This is a genomic window from Peribacillus sp. NPDC096540 (assembly GCF_050278525.1).
Taxonomy (GTDB): Bacteria; Bacillota; Bacilli; order Bacillales; family DSM-1321; genus Peribacillus.
In genome coordinates this window covers 242884-262520 of the sequence record NZ_JBNNTG010000001.1, presented here as the reverse complement: position 1 = coordinate 262520, position 19637 = coordinate 242884, and the positions used below count along the sequence as shown (strand labels likewise).

Genomic DNA, 19637 nt, shown 5'->3' with positions numbered 1-19637 from the left:
AGGATAGGTTCATACCAGGCAAAATAACAACGAAAAAAACCCCGTCTTCTTCTTAAGGCGGGGTTTAAAAAGATTTTACAGAAGTACCTTCTATATCTATATCTATATCTATATCTATATCCATTATTGCCGGTGTAACTTCATTAACTTCATCGTTGTTTCTTCCACATTTCCTTCATTTCTAATTGTCTGGATGATTTCTCCTTGCTTCATGAAGAGTATAACATCGCCTGTTTCGGCTGCAACATCCATCATGTGAGTGGAGAATACGATGATTGTTCCACTTTCCTTAATCTCATTCAGAATTTCCACAAAGCGGGTGACCCAATACGGATCAAGTCCATTTGTTGGTTCATCCAGCAGTAAAATAGCTGGTGTTGCTAGGATAGATTGTCCGAAAAGCAATCTCTGTCTCATTCCCTTCGATAGGCTTTTGACTAAATCACGTTTCTTTTCGCTTAATCCAACCAGCCCCATCACTTCAGCAACTCGTTTCTTTTTCACTTGTCGAAAAGAGCCATAAAATGAAAGAAATTCTTCAACCGTCATCATTTCCTGTGCATGAAAATCATCCGGCATAAAGCCAATTTCGGCTAAATAATTATCTCGATCAAATTGAATTTCTTTACCGTTAATCGAAGTCTTTCCGCTTGAAGGAGCGATAATTCCAGCTATAATTTGCAGCATCGTGCTTTTCCCTGCACCATTTCCTCCACACAAAACCACGCATGTCCCTTCTTCTACCTCAAAGGAGCTGGTTGTCAAAGCCGTTTTATGTTTATATACCTTCGATATTCTTTCTACTTGTAATTTCGTCATCGCCTTTTCCTCCATTCCAGCATGAGCATAGAAAATAACAAGCTGAGTGTGATAAATCCAATCACATAAAGGATATAAATGAGGATGGCTACTGGAGATTCCAAGAAGGTCACTAAAGAATCATACGCCTGACCGAAAACCGCTCCGCCATCGAGTCCAATGACCAATACTACCCTTAACAATTCAGCCGGATTAATAAAGAGGGCGACCTTCATCAACGGTTCGACCCATGTGTAAGGGAATAATCCCAGTACCCCCATTAACGCAGTCGGCCAAATCATAATCAGGAAAAACCAAATAATCACAGAAACTGATAGCGCCTGCCACCTTGTTGAAACGATTGTTCCAATCACAATTCCCAATACAAGAAAGAAAAATATGAGTGAAATAGAAAAAAAGTAAATCGCCAATAGCCATTCTGAAGCGAATCCAGCTCCAAACATTAAGCCTATAGCCAAACTGATTCCATAGCTGAACGTAAAAACTATTAACTGGGACGTGTATTGTCCGCCAATTTTCCCCATTATATAAGAAAGTGTAAATAAAGGATATGTACACAACAAACGCCACTGTCCATTTTCCATTTCATTTGCGATTGAAAAAGAACCGATTATCAACATGAATAGCGGAATGATATACAACGCTACATTGACGACTGTACCCGTCGTATTCGTATAACCTGTTAAAGAGGGAGCACTACTTTGCAGTAAAAATAAAAGCGATAAAACAGCCACCCATAAAAATAAAAATGAATAATAGGAACGTTGCCTTACCGTCATACGCAGTTCAGACCGCCATATATTCCACATCGCCATTCCCCTTTTAAAATTCTCTATAGTATTTCAAAAAAGACCGGCCATGAACAGAGCCGGTCCAGTCATTAACCCTTACATATCATGATCTGAATGTTCCTTCTCCATCTCGCCATCCTCTGAATGAGAATGATCTGTTTCTTCACCATGTTTTTTCATATCTTTCATCATTTCACTACTTCTCTTCCAAGAATGCTTATCTAATTCTTTTGCTGTCATGATAGAGCTATCTTTATGATCTGTCACATATTGCTCTGCATCTTTACTGTCTTTAAATGAAATCACATTATAAGCCATTGGAGTTTTTACAGATGTGTCGTAAACATATGTAGCCTCATTGACCAAGACCCATTCTTTATCGTCAAAGTCTCTTACAAATTCTGCATCAATGTCCTTATCCTCATTCTCACCAAGCCATTCATACATACAACCAATATCATCAAATACCATGGACTTTCCGTTTTTCAAAATGATTTGCGTAGCGAATTGGTTATCAACGACTGCCATATTACATGTCTCACAAGTATCTGTTGCTTCATCTATGGCAACCGGTTTAACTTCTTTGTCTCCACAAGCTGCCAAAATTGATAAAATGCCAACTAGTAAAATATAACTCAGCTTCTTTTTCATATTCTTTTCCTCCCAAAAATAAATAATAGTAAACTCAAACAAACCATGATTGCACTAATCGTCCATAATACAGGACTTGATGATGTTTCTTTTTCCACATCTACAGAAGGATGCATTAGCGGTCTAGGATCCTTTAATAGTTGACTTTCTGGGCTTTTCAGCATTTTCTGAAGCAAGGTCAAACCTGGGGCCTGGAAAAACAACTGATATTCTGGAACATCCTTTGTCAACGTTAAGAAATATGGATCAGCTGTGAAAGCTATAGCACTCGTTCCCTTTCCTCTTGTATCAATCTTCGCTGAAGCATCCCAATAGTTTTGGATGAAGCCATTTTTTGAACTCTCAATGGCTTGGGCTTCATTCACATTGCCTACAAATGTATTGAGGGTTACCTTATTCTCATTCGCTTTGTTAAATTGAATACCAATAAAGTTATCCGTTAACTTATTCGACTTCAAAAGATTTTTTTGGGAGTTCTCCATATAAATTCCCACCCGATTCTCAGTCATTTGATTCCCAATAATCTCTGTTCCTGTCACATAATACATTAGTAGCCCTTGTGCATTCACATTATCTTTATTATCTGAAAACTCATTATGTAAAACGGACGTACCTTTTGCCTCCATCAACATTGTTCCAGTCATGTTTCCTTTGGATACATTTTCTTTAAGCAGATTATTATTGGAATACATCAGATGCATGCCATATCGTGAACGGCTCAAGGAATTTCCTTTTAATGAGTTATCATGGCTCTGTTCCAGGTAAATCCCATCCACTACTCTAGAGATCTTCATATTTCGAATCGTATTATTATTTGACTCCCATAAGTCGATTCCATTTCCATTTTGCCTTCCAGTAATCTCGCTATTTTGTATCATCACGTTTTGAGCACCGTCGAGCTTGATACCAAACTGAGTTGTATCAATGTACAGGTTTTGAAGATTATGATTCGACCCCATCACAGAAATGGCTGTACTTTTCTTCACATCACTGCACTGTTCCACCTTTATGTTTTGTAAGGAAACGTGCTTGCCTTCAATTGTAATGATTGGTTGTTCTACACAAGAACGAATCACTACTTCACCTTTGCCTTTTAGGGTAATCGGCTTTGAAAGAACGATTGATTCCTCATAAACTCCTTCTTCTATTTCGATAGTTGCTCCTGCCGAGGCACGATCAACTCTAGCCTGCAGTAATCCAGATGCTTCACTAATGCTAGGCAGACAAAAAGATAGAACGAGGAAAAAAAGTGCCATTTTAAAAATTTTCATAGCATATACCCCCGCTATACTGATACTTCCAAATTTATTATAGACAAGAACTGTGAAGAAAGTTTGAAATGCCTTTGAATGAGAATTGAATTTTATTCAACAGTATTGGCTAATTTATCACTTATTTATACAATAACCAAAAGAAGCATTGCTTCTTCGCAATGCTTCCAAAAAGATAGGTACCGTTAATCATCCAATTCTACTTTTAATACTTCTCCTGTATTGGCATCGATTTCGATATCATATTCCTTCTTATCTTGTTTTATCTCCAATTCGTACACAAAGATGCCATTCTCTGAATCCATCTCCACATCCGTTACTTGACCTTCAACTTTTTTCAATGCAATCTTTTCAGCATCATCCATGCTGATTTTTGCTGTTTCCAACGCATTTTGGATACTTATGTCCTCATCAAGATCATCTTCCATCTCCTGAGTAAGAATCTCCCCTTTTTTCGCATCTACATCCACATCCTGATAACCTTCATCCGTTTTAACAGTCATTTCATAGGTCATCGGATAATCCATGTCTTTTTCAAATTGCGTAACCTCTCCACCCAGTTTTTCCGAAATCATTTTGATAGCTTCAGCTTCAGAAAGCGTACCCTTATTGACTGCATATACCGCCGTTCCAGCAACGCCACCGAAAAGTAAAACCGAAGCTAAGGATACCGTCATCAGTAACTTTTTCCGCTGGATGATTCTTTGTTTTATTTTGCCCCATATCTCTTTCATGAATGAATTCCTCCTTTAAGTTAGTACCTTAAGGATAGCCTTCCTTCATGAAACACACATGAACGCTAGATTAGAATTTGATGAGAAAGTATAATCGTCACGGTTGTTCCAACTCCAAGTTCACTTTGAATCTCTAGGCTGCCTTCAAAGGACTCAACAAGTGATCGTGCAATGGATAGTCCGAGCCCGTTGCCACCTGTTTTCCTAGTCCTCGATGAATCCACACGATAAAAACGTTCAAATACATGCGGCAGATGTTCCGGTGAGATACCTGGGCCCTGATCCACCACTGAGATGAGTATCCTTTCATCTTGCTGTTTTATTATGAGATTTATACTCAACTCACTGTATTTCATCGCATTGTCCAATAGAATGACTATCACCTGTTCAAGTTTGCTCGGAGTGATCATCACATATATTTCATTAAACTCTGATTGTACAGTTACTTCACGATTCCCCGTCCGCCTAAACGTCTGGGCAATTTGTTCACAAAATGAATGAAGCTCCACTTTTTCCTCCATGTCGGCTGCAGGCACCGTTTGGGAAGCAGCCTGCAGAAGATGCTCCGTCAGCTGCTTCATTCGGGTTGCTTCATGATGAATCGCTTCCACCGCCTCTTCTTGAATGGCAGCATCCTTCATTCCCCATCGTTTCAATAGAGAAGAGTAACTTTCGATGACAGTAATCGGTGTTTTCAGTTCATGTGAAGCATCTGAAAGGAATTGTTGCTGTTGGTTAAAATTTAGTTCCAGCCTTCCTATCATCCGGTTAAATGCTACTCCCATTATCTGCAGTTCATCCTTGGATTGATCTGAAAGTGGAATCTGTTTAAATTCTCCACTTTCCTCAATATCCGTCATTGTCCGGCTCATGAGGGCAATTGGTTTAAGAATGAGATTTGCCAGCCACTTTCCAGCAATAATAGATATAAGAATCACCAAAAGTGATGATCCAGCAAGTACAATGGCAAGTGTTGATAAATGATCTAAAAGAGTATCCTGAGTCTGAGTAACCTCAATCATTCCAAGCGACTGCCCTTTTTCAGGATATGGATAACGGTAGGTTAACACATACTCGCCATCGACCTTGGAGAAATCATATCCCTTCTCATCAACGGACTTTATCATTAACTCCTGAAGATCCTCTTCATCAGTAAATATGTTGACTAAACGTCTTTCAGTATCAAATACCCGTACCATTCCATCGTCTGGCGTATATGGCTCTAACAAACTGGAATGGCCAGACATAAGATCTTTTGCTTTTACATTTTCTTCGATTAATGAAGCCTGATTTTCAAGCATATCTTGTTCTCTCTCAATGGAGATCCAAAGAAAAGCGATTAAAACGATGATACTCAGCAATACCAGCATAACGCTTAAAAAAAGGCTGGAATACCATTGAATTTTGGTCCTAATCTTCATACTGGCTCCTTCAAGCTATAGCCTACTCCGCGATAGGTATGGATGAGTTGCAAATTATATGGATAGTCTATTTTTTTTCGTAAATACCGGATATACACATCGACGACATTCGTATCTCCTACAAAATCATATCCCCACACATGAGAGAGAATTTGGTCACGTGACAGAACTTGATTTTTGTTTTGCATAAGGTATACAAGCAAATCGAACTCACGAGAAGTTAACTCAATCCGCTTACCTTGCCTGATAATATCCCTTGTCCCAAGTTCTAATCTTAGATCATGGACCATAAGAAAATCCTCTTTATCATCAGATTGGCTTTTGCCTGTATGTATTCGAAAACAAGCGCGAATTCGAGCCAATAGTTCTTCAATTTCAAATGGTTTCGTAACATAATCATTTGCACCATGATCCAATCCGTTCACCTTATCAGGTACAGCATCCCTGGCTGTTAGGAGGATGACTGGTGTTGAGCTATTCTTTTTCCGATAACGTCTAAGTACTTCTATGCCATTCAATTCCGGTAGCATGACATCCAGTAAGATTAAATCCCACTCTTCACCTTCAGCCCTTTCCAGACCTGTTTTTCCCGTAAAAGCTGATTCAGCTTGATATCCTTCGTGATTCAGCTCTAGGCTTAGGACCCTTGCAATCTTTTCTTCATCTTCTATGATTAAAATTCGTTTATTCATCCTTTAACACCACCTACCCCTTAGTGTACTGAAGAAAAATGAAAATATCATGAGAAATGGAACAAACATAGGCAATATTATTCTCACCTATCTGAACTATGATATCTATGTATCAAAGGGTGGATACTTTGAAGTGAACTTATCCGTGAGCTGAATAGTAGAGCTTTACTTTACTTCCCATTTAGAGAAACCTTACATGGTTTGAATATCCATAGTTCACTTGCAGTTCTTTTATGATCATCTTCTAGTAGCAAATCGAGAAAAAAGAACCGGATGCGAAGACACATCCAGTTCTTTTATTTACCATTCCAATGTTGATCGATGAATTCATCGCGTCCTGATTTTGCACGGTCCGCTTTATAATCATCTTTGTTTTTCTTATGATAGCCTTGATGATATTCTTCAGCTGGATAAAAGGTTTGGGCCTGCAGGATTTCCGTTACTATAGGTTTCTTGAACTTACCGCCAGCTGCTACCTGATCCTTAGTTTCAATAGCTAATTGCTTTTGAGTTTCATTATGATAGAAGATAGCCGTGCGATACTGGCTTCCTCTGTCATGGAATTGACCGCCCTCGTCGGTTGGATCAATTTGCTGCCAATACAGTTCAAGCAGTCTTTCATAAGGAAATAATAAAGGATCGAAAGTAATTTCAACGACTTCATAATGACCCGTAGTACCCGTCTTCACTTCCTCGTAAGTTGGGTTTTCAACTTGTCCTCCTGTATAACCCGATACGATTCCTCCAATGCCAGGTTGTTCTTCAAATGGTGTCACCATGCACCAAAAACAGCCTCCAGCAAATGTAGCTTTTTGCAAAGTGGTCATCTCCTTCTGTACCAAAGTAATAAAAATTAATATATCATATCCAAATGAATCATGTGTTTAATTTTTATTCTATATATTTTTAAGGAAGTCACTCTTCATAATAGAGCATGCAAATCGAGCCAAAAAGGATTTGCCCTTTGGCAAACCCCAAATCCAAATCAATCTTTAGACCAGCCCTTTTCCTTGAATCTTACAATCGCTTCCACACGATTGCTTACATCCAATTTATCAAGAATGACCGAAATATAATTACGCACTGTTCCATTAGTAAGATAAAGTTGACTGGCAATTTCTTTTGTATTCTTACCATCAGCAATCAGTTTGAGCACTTGACTCTCTCGTTCAGTCAACGGGTTTTCTTCTTCAAAAGCCATATCCACCAGCTCTGGAGCATATATGCGCCGACCATCCATGATGACTCTAATTGAGTTTGCCAATTCCTCACTTGGACTATCCTTCAGTAGATATCCACCTACTTCTGCCTTTCTTGCTCTTTCAAAATATCCAGGGCGTGCAAAAGTTGTTAAAATGATGACTTTGCATTGGTGGCCCTGACTCTTGATCTCTTCCGCTACATCGAGCCCGGTTTTAACTGGCATTTCAATATCAGTAATGCAGATATCCGGCTTTAAACGATTGACGAGATTCATTGCTTCTTCCCCATTGCTTGCTTTTCCGACAACTTCCATATCCTCTTCTAAATCAAGGATAGAACCTAGCGCACCAAGCAACATCCGCTGGTCTTCAGCAATAACGATTCGAATCAAAGTAAATCCCACCTATTCATTATTTTTTATAGCATTCGGAACTCTAATATAAAGTGTGGTTCCTTCCGTTGATTTAATATCCAAACTTCCGTTAACGAATTCAAGCCTTTCTTTCATCCCTTGAAGTCCATTGCCTTTAAAAAATTCTGATTTATGTGAAAGCCCCACTCCATTATCATGGACTTTGATTGTCACTCCTGTCTTTAATTCTTCTATAACGATATTACAGCAGTCGGCACGGCTATGTTTGACTATATTGGTCACAGCTTCTTTCAAGCACATGCTTAAAACCGTTTCAACAAGCAATGGGGTATCTTGCAATTCCGTGGTGCCTTCCAATTTGAATTCTATCTCTGCCGCTTTCAAAATTTGCTTGACCCGGATTATTTCATCGCTTAGCTTAGCTCCACGCATTTCCGACACCATTTCCCGTACTTCTTTGAGTGCCGTCCTCGCCGTTTGGCGGATATCCTTGATTTCCTTCTTAGCCGAATCCGGGTTTAAATCAATCAATTTCCCAGCAAGGTCACTTTTCAAGCCAATCAAAGAAAGTTTTTGTCCAAGAGTATCATGTAAATCACGAGCAATCCGCTGACGTTCTTCCATTTTGCCAAGTTCGGATATTCTTTTATGCGCATCTTCCAGTTGTTCTTCCAGCCTATCCCGTTTATTCCGATTATATGTGTTGAACGGGAGAAGAATCACGCCTACTACACAAATAAGCATAAAGGGAAATTGCGAAAAGAAGGTAGGATCTTTCATGATGAACCCAATATTGACGGACACGATGGTTGCTAATAACTGAATCGAATATAATACGAAAAAACCAACCTTATTTTGAACATTCCCAATAAAGAATGCCAAAAAAAGTGAAAAGTAAATGTAGCTGAAAAATATGGTCATGGATATGGATATGACTATTTGTATCGCAGTCCAAACGTATACGGGCCATCCCTTTGAAACGAATGAGAGGCCATATGAAATGAAAAACAAAATGATCATGACAATTCCAAAAACAATCTCCAACATCGATGAAGATTTAAAAATGAAATAAAATGGGAGGATACAAAAAATGATCCAGACATAAGGGCTTAGCCCTGTGTTCTTCGGAAAAATATGATACCAACTTTGCATGGCGCCGCCTCTTTTTCTTTTACTCCTAGTATATACTACGGAGTTTTATCAAAAAACCATCCAATGGAAATTGAATGGTTTTTTAATAAACTATTTATTTTTCTTGAAGACTTGGACGTTTATTATTGATTCCTACCTTAGGTTTTGTATCGCTTAGACGGTGCTTAATCTCTTTAAAACTTACAAACGTTTTGTTTTCGCCATCATAAAGGCGGAAGCGAAGTGATTTTAAGCTTGAACCAAGAGTGATTGTCGTTGCCTGTTGCAATGGCAGGGTGGAATCATGGACTTTTTCCAGATTATAGTTTGGAACTCTTGGACTAAGATGATGCACGTGATGGAAACCGATATTTCCAGTTACCCATTGTAAAACCTTTGGAAGTTTATAATAAGAACTTCCATCAATGGCAGCCTTCACGTAATCCCATTCTGATTCCTCTTCGAAATAAGAATCTTCAAACTGATGCTGTACATAGAACAGCCAGATGCCCAATGATCCTGTTACAAAAAGAAGCGGTACTTGGATCATCAAGAATGCCTGCCATCCGATAGCCAAGCATAAAAGACCATAAATCACCAAAATAGAAGCATTTGTCAAATAAGTATTCATACGTTCTTTCTTTCTAGCACCTTTTGTATTCAGACGATTCGACACAAGGAATAGATAAAATGGTCCTAAACCAAACATGACGATCGGATTTCTATATAAACGATAAGCTAGACGTCCCCAGAATGAAGCAGCTACATATTCATCAACCGTCATGACCCAAATATCGCCGGTACCGCGTTTGTTTAAATTACTGCTGGTTGCATGATGTATGGAATGACTATGCTTCCATTGTTCATACGGAAATAATGTGACGATTCCACTGATTGTACCCAGGATATTATTCGCTTTCCTACTTTTGAAAAACGATTGATGACAGCAATCATGGAAAATGATGAAAATCCTGATCACAAACCCTGAAGCCAGAACGGTAAATGCAAGGGTCAGCCAATATGAGATTGATAAGCTCTGATAGGCTAAAAACCATAATAGAAAAAAGGGTGGAAATGTATTTAAAAGTTGTTTCACACTTGATTTAGTATTGGACATTTCGAAAGGGGCAACATCTTTTCTCAATTGTTTATGGTTACTCATAACTTCCTCCTAATAAATATTATATAGAAAAATGGAGTGTTTAAATGGATTGGTAAGCTTACATTTTAAAGGAACAATAATTTACGGAAACGTTAGATTTAACAAACTATCTTCCTCTTCTTTAATTATAGGAATAATCACCGATCATCTGAAGTCATAAACGTCAATCGGCTGGCATGACAAATGTCATATACTTGTCTACCCTTCACTTTTCACATGTATTTTTTCCTGATTTATCATTTTTACCCTTCAAAAAATGATATATCTACTCAATTGAATGGGGAAAACAATGAACTATTTTAAAACGAAACTTACTTCCCTTATATGTAAAGTGAGTCTATGTACTGATCAAACACAAAAACAGATTCGCCACCAGGCGATTCCCAGTTTGTAACAAAAGAGGTTCTATCTAAATTTTATAACAAAGTTGATTGGAGCGGAAGGTGCGAGACTCCTGCGGGAAAAGCGCGTCTAGGGGAGACCCCGCAGGCGCAAGCCGAGGAGGCTCCCGGACCGCCCGCGGAAAGCGAGCGCCCTACGTTCCAATCACGGTTCGAATTTTACAAACACTTAAAAAAAACTGTAGACTGCCCATTAAGAGCAGTCCAACTAGAATAGAATTTTTGATAGATATACGACCAACGTTACCGTAATACTGCTGAATAAAGTGGACATCAAGACGGCCTGTGCCGCATACTCTGGATGGTTACCATATTCCAAAGCAAATAAAGCACTGTTTCTTGATGTTGGAAATGAGCTTGCTATAAATAATCCTTGGGCAACCGTCCCTTCCAGCCCAAGCATGAGAATGATTAGAAATGCAATAGATGGGGAGAGTATTAAACGGCCAATCAAGCTAAGGATAAGCGGAAGCGGGAAGTGAGTTATTTTTAAGTAAGCACTCTGAGCACCCAGTGTAATCAAGGCAATAGCTATGAACGCACTTGCTATATTATCAATCGGAGTCCATAAAAACATAGGAATGTTGATTGATGTCGCCTGTAAAACCAAACCGAGTATGAGAGCGTAGATAACAGGGTTCTTCAAGAACTCGCGGATCGCTCCCTTTGCACTTTTTGTATGAACGGAAACAGAATTCATCAATCCATATGTATAGGTCAGCAGATTTTGAAAGATGATAACGATGACTTGAATTGATAGACCAAGAGGATTATTATGAAACACCAACTGGCTGACTGGCATCCCAAAGTTGGCTGAGTTATTTAAGACCACACTATTTTTAAAAGTTGCAGAGAGACTTTGATCAAACTTAGCAAGTTTAGCAATCAATGTACTTACTATGATGAGACTTACAGCTTGCAGAGCAAGGAAGCCAAATATTTGGACAATCATCCCCCCTCCCATCCTGCTTTGATAAATATTAACAAAGCTAATGGCCGGCATAAGTAGGAAATTGTTCAATTTAGACAATGTGTTCATATCCAGGTGGAATTTACGATGAAGAAATGCCCCCGCTCCTATTAGAAAAAAGACAGGTACAATGACATTCAATAAAATTAAAAACAAAACACTCATATTGCTACCACTCCATTTCAAAAGAAAACATCTTGTAGATTCACTTCTCACATATATCATAATGTGGAGGAACCCATAATTAAAATACGAATAAATTATCGTTGGCTATTCAAAAAAGGAATGATAAAAAAAAGCACAGAAGTTTCTGTGCTTTCAGACTGTAGACAAACTCGATAAATAATTGAGTTTGTCTACAGTTTTTTTTAGGTTTTTAAAATTTGACCGTTGATTTCCACTCCAGGCACTCGCTTTCCGCGGGCGGTCCGGGAGCCTCCTCGGCGCCATTGCGCCTGCGGGGTCTCCCTTGGACGCGATTTTCCCGCAGGAGTCTCGTACCTTCCGTTCCAATCAACTTTGTTTTAACATTTAGATAGAACTCCTTTTTCCTACAGTCTTTTTTGTTTTAAAAAAGAAGTATTAAAACTTGAGGTGATAAGGATACTTTCTAAACATGATTCCATTCAGCGAGATCAACTTGAAATGATTACTTTAGATCAACTGGTGTCATCGAACCATTTGGTTCGTAAAATGGAGGCAGCCATTGATTTCTCTTTCATTTATGACTTGCTGAAAGATATGTATTCAGAGGTAGGCCCCCATCTTAGAGCCTCTGGTTGAACAAGTGATTGAGAAAGTTGGAAAACCTGAAGCTGTTGCCGCAGATGCAGCTTACAAAACACCAGCCATTACAAATTACCTTTTTGTCTACAAACTGAAAATGCTTTATCTAAATATCTCTCATAAAATCGACATTCTTAACAAATTGGACAAACTCATTGACCAGCTTTAATTCTAGCGTCTTTTCATGATATAACATCCAAGTATTTCTAATAAGTGTATCTCCTAGTTCATCCTTCAAATTAATCTGATATAGATTTTGGTCTTTCTCCAACAAGACGCTTGGAAGAATCCCATACCCTAGCCCATTCCTGACCATTTCTTTACATGTATCACCCTTGTCCACTTCCATTCCAACCAAAGGCGGTCTGGAGAAATTCCTTCTCCACCAATTATCAATCATCGACTTTAAAAGAGCGTCGGTCCCATAATCAATCCTCGGCAAAGATGGCAGGTCCCGGATATCAATTTTCTCCTTTGACGCGATACAAATCGTTTCCTCAAAAAGATGATGCCTTGATTCCGACCATCGATAGTCCCCCCGTACAATCCCAACATGGACTTCTTCATTATAAATGAGGTTTAGTATTTCCTTACTCCAACCCGTTGTCACATTAAAATCAACCTTAGGAAATTGTTCACGAAAAATTTTCAACAGGCCCGGTAACTTATGAAGCGTAATATAGTTGGAAACTCCTAATCTCAACGTTCCACTAATCTCCTGTCCCATGTTAAACGCTGTCTCTTTTATCTGACGGAGCCTTATCAGCATCTCATCAGCACAATTCGCCAAGTACTCCCCTTGAGGGGTAAACTGGACTCCTCTTGTACCCCGCTCCACAATCTTCAAATTAAATTCTTTCTCGATTTGTTGAATTCGTTTCGTTAAAGATGGTTGCGAGATATATAAACTTTGCGCGGTTTTAGTAATATTCTTTTTTTGATATAAAACCTTTAAAATATGCCAATCCCTTTCATTCATTGACTTTCCTCCGATACCATTTTCCAGTAATTTTTTTACCCAAACTGTACCATAAAAGGCTTGAAGGATATATTATTTAACAAAGTCAAAACAAGGTCCAAGCCATGCCGGCAAGGACCTTTTTAAGCAAATTCTCCACCCTAATCCGATAGCTTTTCACCCCATATTGAATGGTAATGCATCTGCCCTTCGCTTTGACAACCTTCAAGTCATAACTCAGAAAATAAAAAACCAGCTGTAATACAGCTGGTTTTTTGTTCTATTGCACTGATTGTTGAGTAAGATCAATTTCTTGAGACTTTTTCGAACTGAATCTGTCGACAAGGATGGACAAAGCACCATCTCCCGTTACATTCGTTGCCGTACCTAAGCTATCTTGAGCTAAATATAAAGCAATCATTAATGAAATCATGGTTGGATCAAATCCAAGCATCGTTTCAAGCAAACCTAATGCGGCCATAACCGCCCCACCCGGCACCCCTGGGGCAGCAATCATTGTAACACCCAGCATCAAAATGAAAGGAAGAAACATCCCAAGGGTTGGAGTGCCTCCATTTAAAAGCATGACGCCAACTGAGCAACTTATAAGTGTAATCGTACTCCCTGACAGATGTACCGTTGCTAATAACGGGACGGTAAAGTCTGCAATTCTTCCTTGGATACCTGTTTTCTTCACTTGTTTTAATGTGACAGGAATAGTAGCAGCAGAAGACTGTGTCCCAATTGCAGTAAAATAAGCAGGAGACATTGTTTTCAATAATGTAATTGGATTCTTATTAGTTGCCAGACCACTAATCGTGTATTGAATCAGCAGCATTATAAGATGGAGCACAATAATAAGGACAAACACTTTTCCAAATACGGAAAGAATCGACTGTACTTGACCACCGTATGTCATATTGGCAAAAATACCGAAGATATGAAAAGGCAATAATGGTATAATCGCTGTTTTAATTAATTTTTCCACAATTAATTGAAATTCATCAAATGCATGCTGCAATGTCTTTCCTTTAATAGATGCCAGGCCAATTCCAATGATGAATGCGAATAGTAGGGCACTAATAACACCCATAATAGGAGGCATTTCAATTTGGAAAAAAGGTGCGACTAGAAAATCTTCCGGATTATCCGCGTCTTTTATAAGTTGATTTCCAGTAATGAACTTCGGAAGCAAGGTATAACTTGCCGCAAAAGCCATAAACCCAGCAAATATAGTAGAGAGATAAGCTAGAAAAGTCGTTAAGCCAAGCAGTTTACCTGCGCCTTTTCCTAGCTGGCCTATCCCAGGTGCTATGAACCCAATGATAATGAATGGAATCACAAACCCTATAAAGTTACCAAATATACCGTTAAACGTTGCAAAACTCATAATGAGCCATTTTGGTGAAATACTACCGATTAAAACCCCTAAAATAATAGCCAGAATTATTTGTGGTAAAAGACCAAACTTTATTTTCACAACTACAGTCCTCCTGAAAAATACAATTGTTTATCTTAAAAAGACTATATCACAATATCAAACTCATTAAAATGGAAATATATTAATATTCCTTCAGTAATTAGATGTAAATGATTTGTGTGCTTTATTTTTTGATTTCTCATGATCTAGACTTCCTATATTTCCATAGTGATTCAAATATCATTACTGCTCAAAAAAACCCGAAATGGATTAATATCCACCCGGGTTGTTCTAAGTATTCTCATTTATTCATTTTTTAGAAACAGATAAACTGTTTTATTCTTTTAATTGAATTCTTTCAGGACATGTATAGATATTCATTGAATCATTACGAATAAATCCGACCGTCGTAATTCCTAATCCTTCAGCTAACTCCAAAGCTAATTCTGTTGGAGCGGATTTTGAGAGTATAAGTTCACAACCAATCTTCGCCACTTTCAATAAGATTTCCGATGAAATCCGGCCACTGAACACGATAGCTTTTCCTTCTATCGAAATACCATTTTTCAAGCAATATCCATATATTTTGTCCAAAGCGTTATGCCTTCCAATATCCATCCGACTTAATACGAGGCCATCGACATCACATAACGCAGCATTGTGAACTCCGCCCGTATTTTGAAACGTGACAGCAGAATTTTGCAATTCCTTCATCAAGCGGAAGCAATCATCAGGTGTAAGCTTTACCGTAATATTATCCATTTTCTTAGCAGTCAGTGCATCGTTTACAAAGACAAATCCTTGCCTGCTCATCCCACAGCAAGACGTAATATACCGCTTATTTTGAAAGTCCTGGTAGTATGGGTTCACCTTATCCGTTTTCACATGAACAAAACCTTCTTTTTCTTGCACCCAAATTTCCTTTATTTCTTCATATTTTTTGATAATCCCTTCAGAAGCCAAGTAACCAATGACCATATCTTCGATGTATTCAGGTGTACAAACCATGGTAACAAATTCTTGTCCATTTATTTTCACAGTAACGGGAAACTCCGTCACAATCGTATCTTCTGTTCTCTCAATGTTGCCATTAGATATACGGATAATGTCCCGCTTCATTTCAATTGCTTTCATGTCCCCACCCCTTTTAATGTCTAGGAGCTAATTGACCTAATATGTTAGGAACCTAGATCTTCTAGAGGTTGGTCAATGCCCGTTTAGTTTTTCCGCTATTTCCTTATCAAAGACAAATACGGAAATCGCTATATTTTCTTTTACTTTTATATCAGAAAACAAATGGACTAGTTTAGCTCCAACCAGTTTTTCCATTCCTTCCGGAGGATTCACCGAGTATACATCCTGAATCATTTTAGTTCTGGCTGAATGGACCATCTCTTTTCCTTCCTCGGAGCTTGATATGAACATTTCCGTCGGAGTTAAATTACCGTATAACGTTGAGACGGCCATATTTTCAACGAAAACTGTGTGGATACGTTCTGGACCTTTCCCGAATAGTTCCTTACGAAGCTTACGAATCATATCATTGAATTCATGAATTACTTTTGACATATTACTCACTCCAATTCACGGAATTACACTTCTCAATTTTCTTATCATAAATCAACAAGGAAAAAAACGAAAGGAATTTGGAAATGACAGATCCTATACAGGATTGTTTCTTCTTGAAATTAAAGGTATAATATCAATAATGAAAGTTGGGTACGCAATAGTGTACTGTTGTGTTTCTATCTTTTTCAATACCCATACATAATGGTATGGATTGGTATATTGGCAAGTTTTGCTATTAAACTATTCCACCATGACTTACACCACCGTTCAGAGCCGGAGGTGTAATCATGGTGGTTTTTTTCGTGTTTTCGGCTATAAAGGGGGAAATATTATGAGCGATTCAAATATTACTATTAAAATTAATGGTTTGGACTATACAGCAAAAACCGGATCAACAATACTGGAAGTTATCAATCAAAATGAGATAGCTCATCCACAAATTTGTTATGTTCCTGAAGTAGATCCGATTCAAACATGTGATACATGTATCGTCGAGGTAAATGGGAAACTCGTCCGTTCTTGTTCGACAGCAGCAGTGAGCGGGATGGATATTGCCTTAGACTCTAGCAAGGCAAAAGAAGCCCAAACCGAAGCTATGGACCGGATCCTGGAAAATCATTCTTTATACTGTACAGTTTGTGATAATAATAATGGAAATTGTAAACTTCATAACACCGCAGAATTAATGGAAATTGAACATCAAAAATATCCTTACACACCGAAAGTGGAATTGGGTGACGTTGATATGTCCCATCCTTTTTACCGCTATGATGCTAATCAATGTATTGCATGCGGACAATGCGTAGAAGTCTGCCAAAACCTTCAAGTCAATGAAACGCTATCCATTGACTGGGAAGCAGATCGCCCTCGGGTAATATGGGATGAAGGAACAGAAATTAACAACTCATCTTGTGTCGGTTGCGGACAGTGTGTAACCATTTGTCCTTGTAATGCATTAATGGAAAAATCTATGCTTGGTGAAGCTGGTTTCATGTCAGGTTTGAAAAACGACATGCTTGAGCCAATGATTGATCTTGTTAAAGAAGTAGAACCTGGTTACAGTGGTATTTTTGCCATTTCAGAAATTGAAGCAGCAATGCGCGAAACACGTACGAAGAAGACAAAAACAGTCTGTACGTTCTGTGGGGTAGGCTGCTCATTCGAAGTTTGGACAAAAGGCCGTAAAATCCTTAAAGTCCAACCAACTCATGAAGGCCCTGTTAATGCGATTTCCACTTGTGTTAAAGGGAAATTCGGTTGGGACTTCGTAAACTCTGAAAAACGGTTGACTAAACCCCTAATTCGTAAAAATGGACAATTTGTTGAATCAAGCTGGGATGAAGCACTTGATTTGGTTGCGTCTAGATTAGGATCAATCAAACAACAGCACGGAGGTAATTCTGTAGGTTTCATTTCTTCATCTAAGATTACGAATGAAGAAAACTATGTCATTCAAAAACTAGCACGTCAAGTTTTCGAAACCAATAACGTCGACAATTGCTCCCGTTACTGTCAATCTCCAGCAACAGATGGATTGTTCCGTACAGTCGGCATGGGTGGAGATGCTGGAACGATTAAAGATATCGCCGCAGCAGGTCTTGTCATTATCGTTGGGGCAAACCCGGCTGAAGGCCATCCAGTACTAGCAACACGCGTTAAGCGGGCACATAAACTTCATGGTCAAAAACTGATTGTTTCAGATCTCCGTAAAAATGAAATGGCAGAGCGTTCTGATATCTTTATGAGACCAAAACAAGGTACTGACCAAGTATGGCTAATGGCCGTTACAAAATATATGATCGATCAAGGCTGGCATGATCAAGAATTCATCAATGAAAATGTGAACTTCTTCGACGATTATAAAGAGATACTTAAGAAATATACTCTAGAATATGCAGAACAAAACACAGGGATTTCAAAAGAAACACTTATTCAAGTAGCTGAAATGATTCGTGATGCTGACGGGACTTGTATTCTTTGGGGAATGGGTGTAACACAAAACACTGGAGGTTCTGATACTTCCGCTGCGATTTCTAACCTTTTACTAGCTACAGGAAACTACCGTCGTCCAGGAGCTGGAGCTTATCCGCTTCGCGGCCATAACAATGTACAAGGTGCTTGCGATATGGGTACTCTTCCAACATGGCTTCCAGGATATCAACATATATCTGATGATGTAGCACGTGCTAAATTCGAAAAAGCTTATGGAGTAAAAATTGATGGAAAACCAGGTATGAACAATATCGAAATGCTTCATGCAATTGAAAAAGGCGATATGAAAGCAATGTACCTTGTCGGTGAAGATATGGCGCTTGTCGATTCCGATGCCAACCACGTCCATAATGTGTTATCAAGCTTAGATTTCTTTGTGGTTCAAGATATTTTCCTTTCTAGAACAGCTCAATATGCAGACGTCGTATTACCAGGAGTACCATCTCTTGAAAAAGACGGGACATTCACTAATACAGAACGTCGCGTACAGCGTTTATACCAAGCACTGCCTACTTTAGGAGAAGCTAAAGCAGACTGGTGGATCACCCAAGAAATTGCTAAACGCTTAGAAGCGGATTGGAATTTCAATCATCCAAGTGAAATCTATGCGGAAATGGCAAGCTTGTCTCCAATATTCAGCGGAGCGAATTATGAAGTTCTTGAAGGCTGGAACAGCTTCCTATGGGGAAGCCACGATGGTACTAGCACGCCGCTTCTTTATGTGGATGGCTTCAACTTCCCTGATAAGAAAGCCCGTTTTGCTTTATCTGATTGGGTGGAACCTGCTCAGTTCCCAGAGGAATATGATCTTCATATCAACAATGGACGTATGCTTGAACATTTCCATGAAGGAAATATGACGAATAAATCCATTGGAATTCAATCTAAAGTTCCTGATATATTCGTTGAGGTTTCTCCTGAGCTTGCAAAAGAACGTAAAGTCAATGACGGCGGACTCGTACGCTTAGTGTCACCGTTCGGAGCCGTTAAATTAAAGGTTCTTATCACAGACCGAGTACAAGCAAATGAGCTTTTCCTGCCAATGAATTCAGTGGACAAAGACTCAGCCATTAATTTCCTTACAGGTCCTGTGTATGATAACCGTACAAGTACGCCTGCTTATAAACAAACGATGGTTCGCATGGAAGTATTAAGTAAAAGCGGAGACACTCCATTACCGGGATCTAATCCACGGAATAAAAAACGTCATCCTCAAAATGGTGTCGAGGTAGAACGTAAGTGGGCTCGTCCAGGGTATGTTCACTTAACGGATAAATAAAAAAGGAGGGTGAA

General features: G+C 38.8%; 17 protein-coding genes and 1 pseudogene. 2 read left to right on the top strand and 16 right to left on the bottom strand.

Annotated elements, in window-relative coordinates:
* Positions 1-123: 123 nt before the first annotated feature.
* The 12 genes from ACQKMR_RS01175 to ACQKMR_RS01120 form a co-directional block, all read right to left on the bottom strand.
* On the bottom strand, positions 124-819 hold the full coding sequence (locus ACQKMR_RS01175) for an ABC transporter ATP-binding protein (protein WP_427615199.1): 696 nt from the start codon (positions 817-819) through the stop codon (positions 124-126).
* A complete protein-coding gene (locus ACQKMR_RS01170) occupies positions 816-1628 on the bottom strand; it encodes an ABC transporter permease (RefSeq protein WP_427695623.1) in 813 nt (270 codons plus the stop codon). The genes ACQKMR_RS01175 and ACQKMR_RS01170 overlap by 4 nt, the downstream gene beginning before the upstream one ends.
* A gap of 78 nt (positions 1629-1706) precedes the next feature.
* Positions 1707-2261, bottom strand: a complete 555-nt coding sequence (locus ACQKMR_RS01165; protein WP_427695622.1) for a nitrous oxide reductase accessory protein NosL — start codon at positions 2259-2261, stop codon at positions 1707-1709.
* Entirely contained in the window at positions 2258-3532 is a 1275-nt protein-coding gene (locus ACQKMR_RS01160) for a right-handed parallel beta-helix repeat-containing protein (RefSeq protein WP_427695621.1), read from the bottom strand. The genes ACQKMR_RS01165 and ACQKMR_RS01160 overlap by 4 nt, the downstream gene beginning before the upstream one ends.
* Before the next feature lie 185 nt (positions 3533-3717).
* Positions 3718-4266 carry a PepSY domain-containing protein gene (locus ACQKMR_RS01155; RefSeq protein ID WP_427695620.1) on the bottom strand — a complete coding sequence of 183 codons (549 nt, stop codon included), beginning with the start codon at positions 4264-4266 and terminating at the stop codon, positions 3718-3720.
* 65 nt (positions 4267-4331) lie between these two features.
* Positions 4332-5687 carry a sensor histidine kinase gene (locus ACQKMR_RS01150; protein ID WP_427695619.1) on the bottom strand — a complete coding sequence of 452 codons (1356 nt, stop codon included), beginning with the start codon at positions 5685-5687 and terminating at the stop codon, positions 4332-4334.
* Positions 5684-6379: a response regulator transcription factor gene (locus ACQKMR_RS01145; RefSeq protein WP_427695618.1), complete on the bottom strand. Its 696-nt coding sequence runs from the start codon at positions 6377-6379 to the stop codon at positions 5684-5686. Before ACQKMR_RS01145 ends, ACQKMR_RS01150 begins: the two co-directional genes overlap by 4 nt.
* Before the next feature lie 296 nt (positions 6380-6675).
* Positions 6676-7197, bottom strand: coding sequence for a peptide-methionine (S)-S-oxide reductase MsrA (msrA, locus tag ACQKMR_RS01140; protein WP_427695617.1), 522 nt, complete (start codon positions 7195-7197; stop codon positions 6676-6678).
* A 167-nt stretch (positions 7198-7364) separates the two neighbouring features.
* Entirely contained in the window at positions 7365-7973 is a 609-nt protein-coding gene (locus ACQKMR_RS01135) for a response regulator transcription factor (protein WP_053348644.1), read from the bottom strand.
* 12 nt (positions 7974-7985) lie between these two features.
* Positions 7986-9107, bottom strand: a complete 1122-nt coding sequence (locus ACQKMR_RS01130) for a sensor histidine kinase (protein ID WP_427695616.1) — start codon at positions 9105-9107, stop codon at positions 7986-7988.
* 94 nt (positions 9108-9201) lie between these two features.
* On the bottom strand, positions 9202-10248 hold the full coding sequence (locus ACQKMR_RS01125) for a fatty acid desaturase (protein WP_427695615.1): 1047 nt from the start codon (positions 10246-10248) through the stop codon (positions 9202-9204).
* Positions 10249-10857: 609 nt separating this feature from the next.
* Positions 10858-11784 (bottom strand): AEC family transporter, encoded by a 927-nt coding sequence (locus ACQKMR_RS01120; protein ID WP_427695614.1) that lies wholly within the window; start codon positions 11782-11784, stop codon positions 10858-10860.
* A gap of 438 nt (positions 11785-12222) precedes the next feature.
* On the opposite strand from ACQKMR_RS01120, the pseudogene ACQKMR_RS01115 reads away from it, so the two are divergent.
* Positions 12223-12369 (top strand): annotated as a pseudogene (locus ACQKMR_RS01115) (IS5/IS1182 family transposase); the annotation flags it as partial.
* Between the two features lie 142 nt (positions 12370-12511).
* On the opposite strand, the gene ACQKMR_RS01110 reads toward ACQKMR_RS01115, so the two are convergent.
* From ACQKMR_RS01110 to ACQKMR_RS01095, 4 genes are all read right to left on the bottom strand, one after another.
* Entirely contained in the window at positions 12512-13384 is an 873-nt protein-coding gene (locus tag ACQKMR_RS01110) for a LysR family transcriptional regulator (protein ID WP_427695613.1), read from the bottom strand.
* A 259-nt stretch (positions 13385-13643) separates the two neighbouring features.
* Positions 13644-14837: a dicarboxylate/amino acid:cation symporter gene (locus ACQKMR_RS01105; RefSeq protein WP_427695781.1), complete on the bottom strand. Its 1194-nt coding sequence runs from the start codon at positions 14835-14837 to the stop codon at positions 13644-13646.
* A gap of 282 nt (positions 14838-15119) precedes the next feature.
* A complete protein-coding gene (gene fdhD / locus ACQKMR_RS01100) occupies positions 15120-15902 on the bottom strand; it encodes a formate dehydrogenase accessory sulfurtransferase FdhD (protein WP_427695780.1) in 783 nt (260 codons plus the stop codon).
* Positions 15903-15989: 87 nt separating this feature from the next.
* Positions 15990-16352 carry a DUF2294 domain-containing protein gene (locus ACQKMR_RS01095; RefSeq protein WP_427695612.1) on the bottom strand — a complete coding sequence of 121 codons (363 nt, stop codon included), beginning with the start codon at positions 16350-16352 and terminating at the stop codon, positions 15990-15992.
* 331 nt (positions 16353-16683) lie between these two features.
* Here ACQKMR_RS01095 and fdhF point away from each other — a divergent pair, with 331 nt between their 5' ends.
* Positions 16684-19623: a formate dehydrogenase subunit alpha gene (gene fdhF, locus ACQKMR_RS01090; protein ID WP_427695611.1), complete on the top strand. Its 2940-nt coding sequence runs from the start codon at positions 16684-16686 to the stop codon at positions 19621-19623.
* Positions 19624-19637: the final 14 nt, after the last annotated feature.

What these genes read in the sequence shown, in the direction of transcription:
- ACQKMR_RS01110 (WP_427695613.1), bottom strand. Translation starts at nt 13,384, where the DNA reads ATGAATGAAAGGGATTGGCATATTTTAAAGGTTTTATATCAAAAAAAG.
- ACQKMR_RS01175 (WP_427615199.1), bottom strand. Translation starts at nt 819, where the DNA reads ATGACGAAATTACAAGTAGAAAGAATATCGAAGGTATATAAACATAAA.
- ACQKMR_RS01145 (WP_427695618.1), bottom strand. Translation starts at nt 6,379, where the DNA reads ATGAATAAACGAATTTTAATCATAGAAGATGAAGAAAAGATTGCAAGG.
- ACQKMR_RS01155 (WP_427695620.1), bottom strand. Translation starts at nt 4,266, where the DNA reads ATGAAAGAGATATGGGGCAAAATAAAACAAAGAATCATCCAGCGGAAA.
- ACQKMR_RS01170 (WP_427695623.1), bottom strand. Translation starts at nt 1,628, where the DNA reads ATGTGGAATATATGGCGGTCTGAACTGCGTATGACGGTAAGGCAACGT.
- ACQKMR_RS01165 (WP_427695622.1), bottom strand. Translation starts at nt 2,261, where the DNA reads ATGAAAAAGAAGCTGAGTTATATTTTACTAGTTGGCATTTTATCAATT.
- ACQKMR_RS01130 (WP_427695616.1), bottom strand. Translation starts at nt 9,107, where the DNA reads ATGCAAAGTTGGTATCATATTTTTCCGAAGAACACAGGGCTAAGCCCT.
- fdhF (WP_427695611.1), top strand. Translation starts at nt 16,684, where the DNA reads ATGAGCGATTCAAATATTACTATTAAAATTAATGGTTTGGACTATACA.
- fdhD (WP_427695780.1), bottom strand. Translation starts at nt 15,902, where the DNA reads ATGAAGCGGGACATTATCCGTATATCTAATGGCAACATTGAGAGAACA.
- ACQKMR_RS01120 (WP_427695614.1), bottom strand. Translation starts at nt 11,784, where the DNA reads ATGAGTGTTTTGTTTTTAATTTTATTGAATGTCATTGTACCTGTCTTT.
- ACQKMR_RS01125 (WP_427695615.1), bottom strand. Translation starts at nt 10,248, where the DNA reads ATGAGTAACCATAAACAATTGAGAAAAGATGTTGCCCCTTTCGAAATG.
- ACQKMR_RS01095 (WP_427695612.1), bottom strand. Translation starts at nt 16,352, where the DNA reads ATGTCAAAAGTAATTCATGAATTCAATGATATGATTCGTAAGCTTCGT.
- ACQKMR_RS01150 (WP_427695619.1), bottom strand. Translation starts at nt 5,687, where the DNA reads ATGAAGATTAGGACCAAAATTCAATGGTATTCCAGCCTTTTTTTAAGC.
- ACQKMR_RS01160 (WP_427695621.1), bottom strand. Translation starts at nt 3,532, where the DNA reads ATGAAAATTTTTAAAATGGCACTTTTTTTCCTCGTTCTATCTTTTTGT.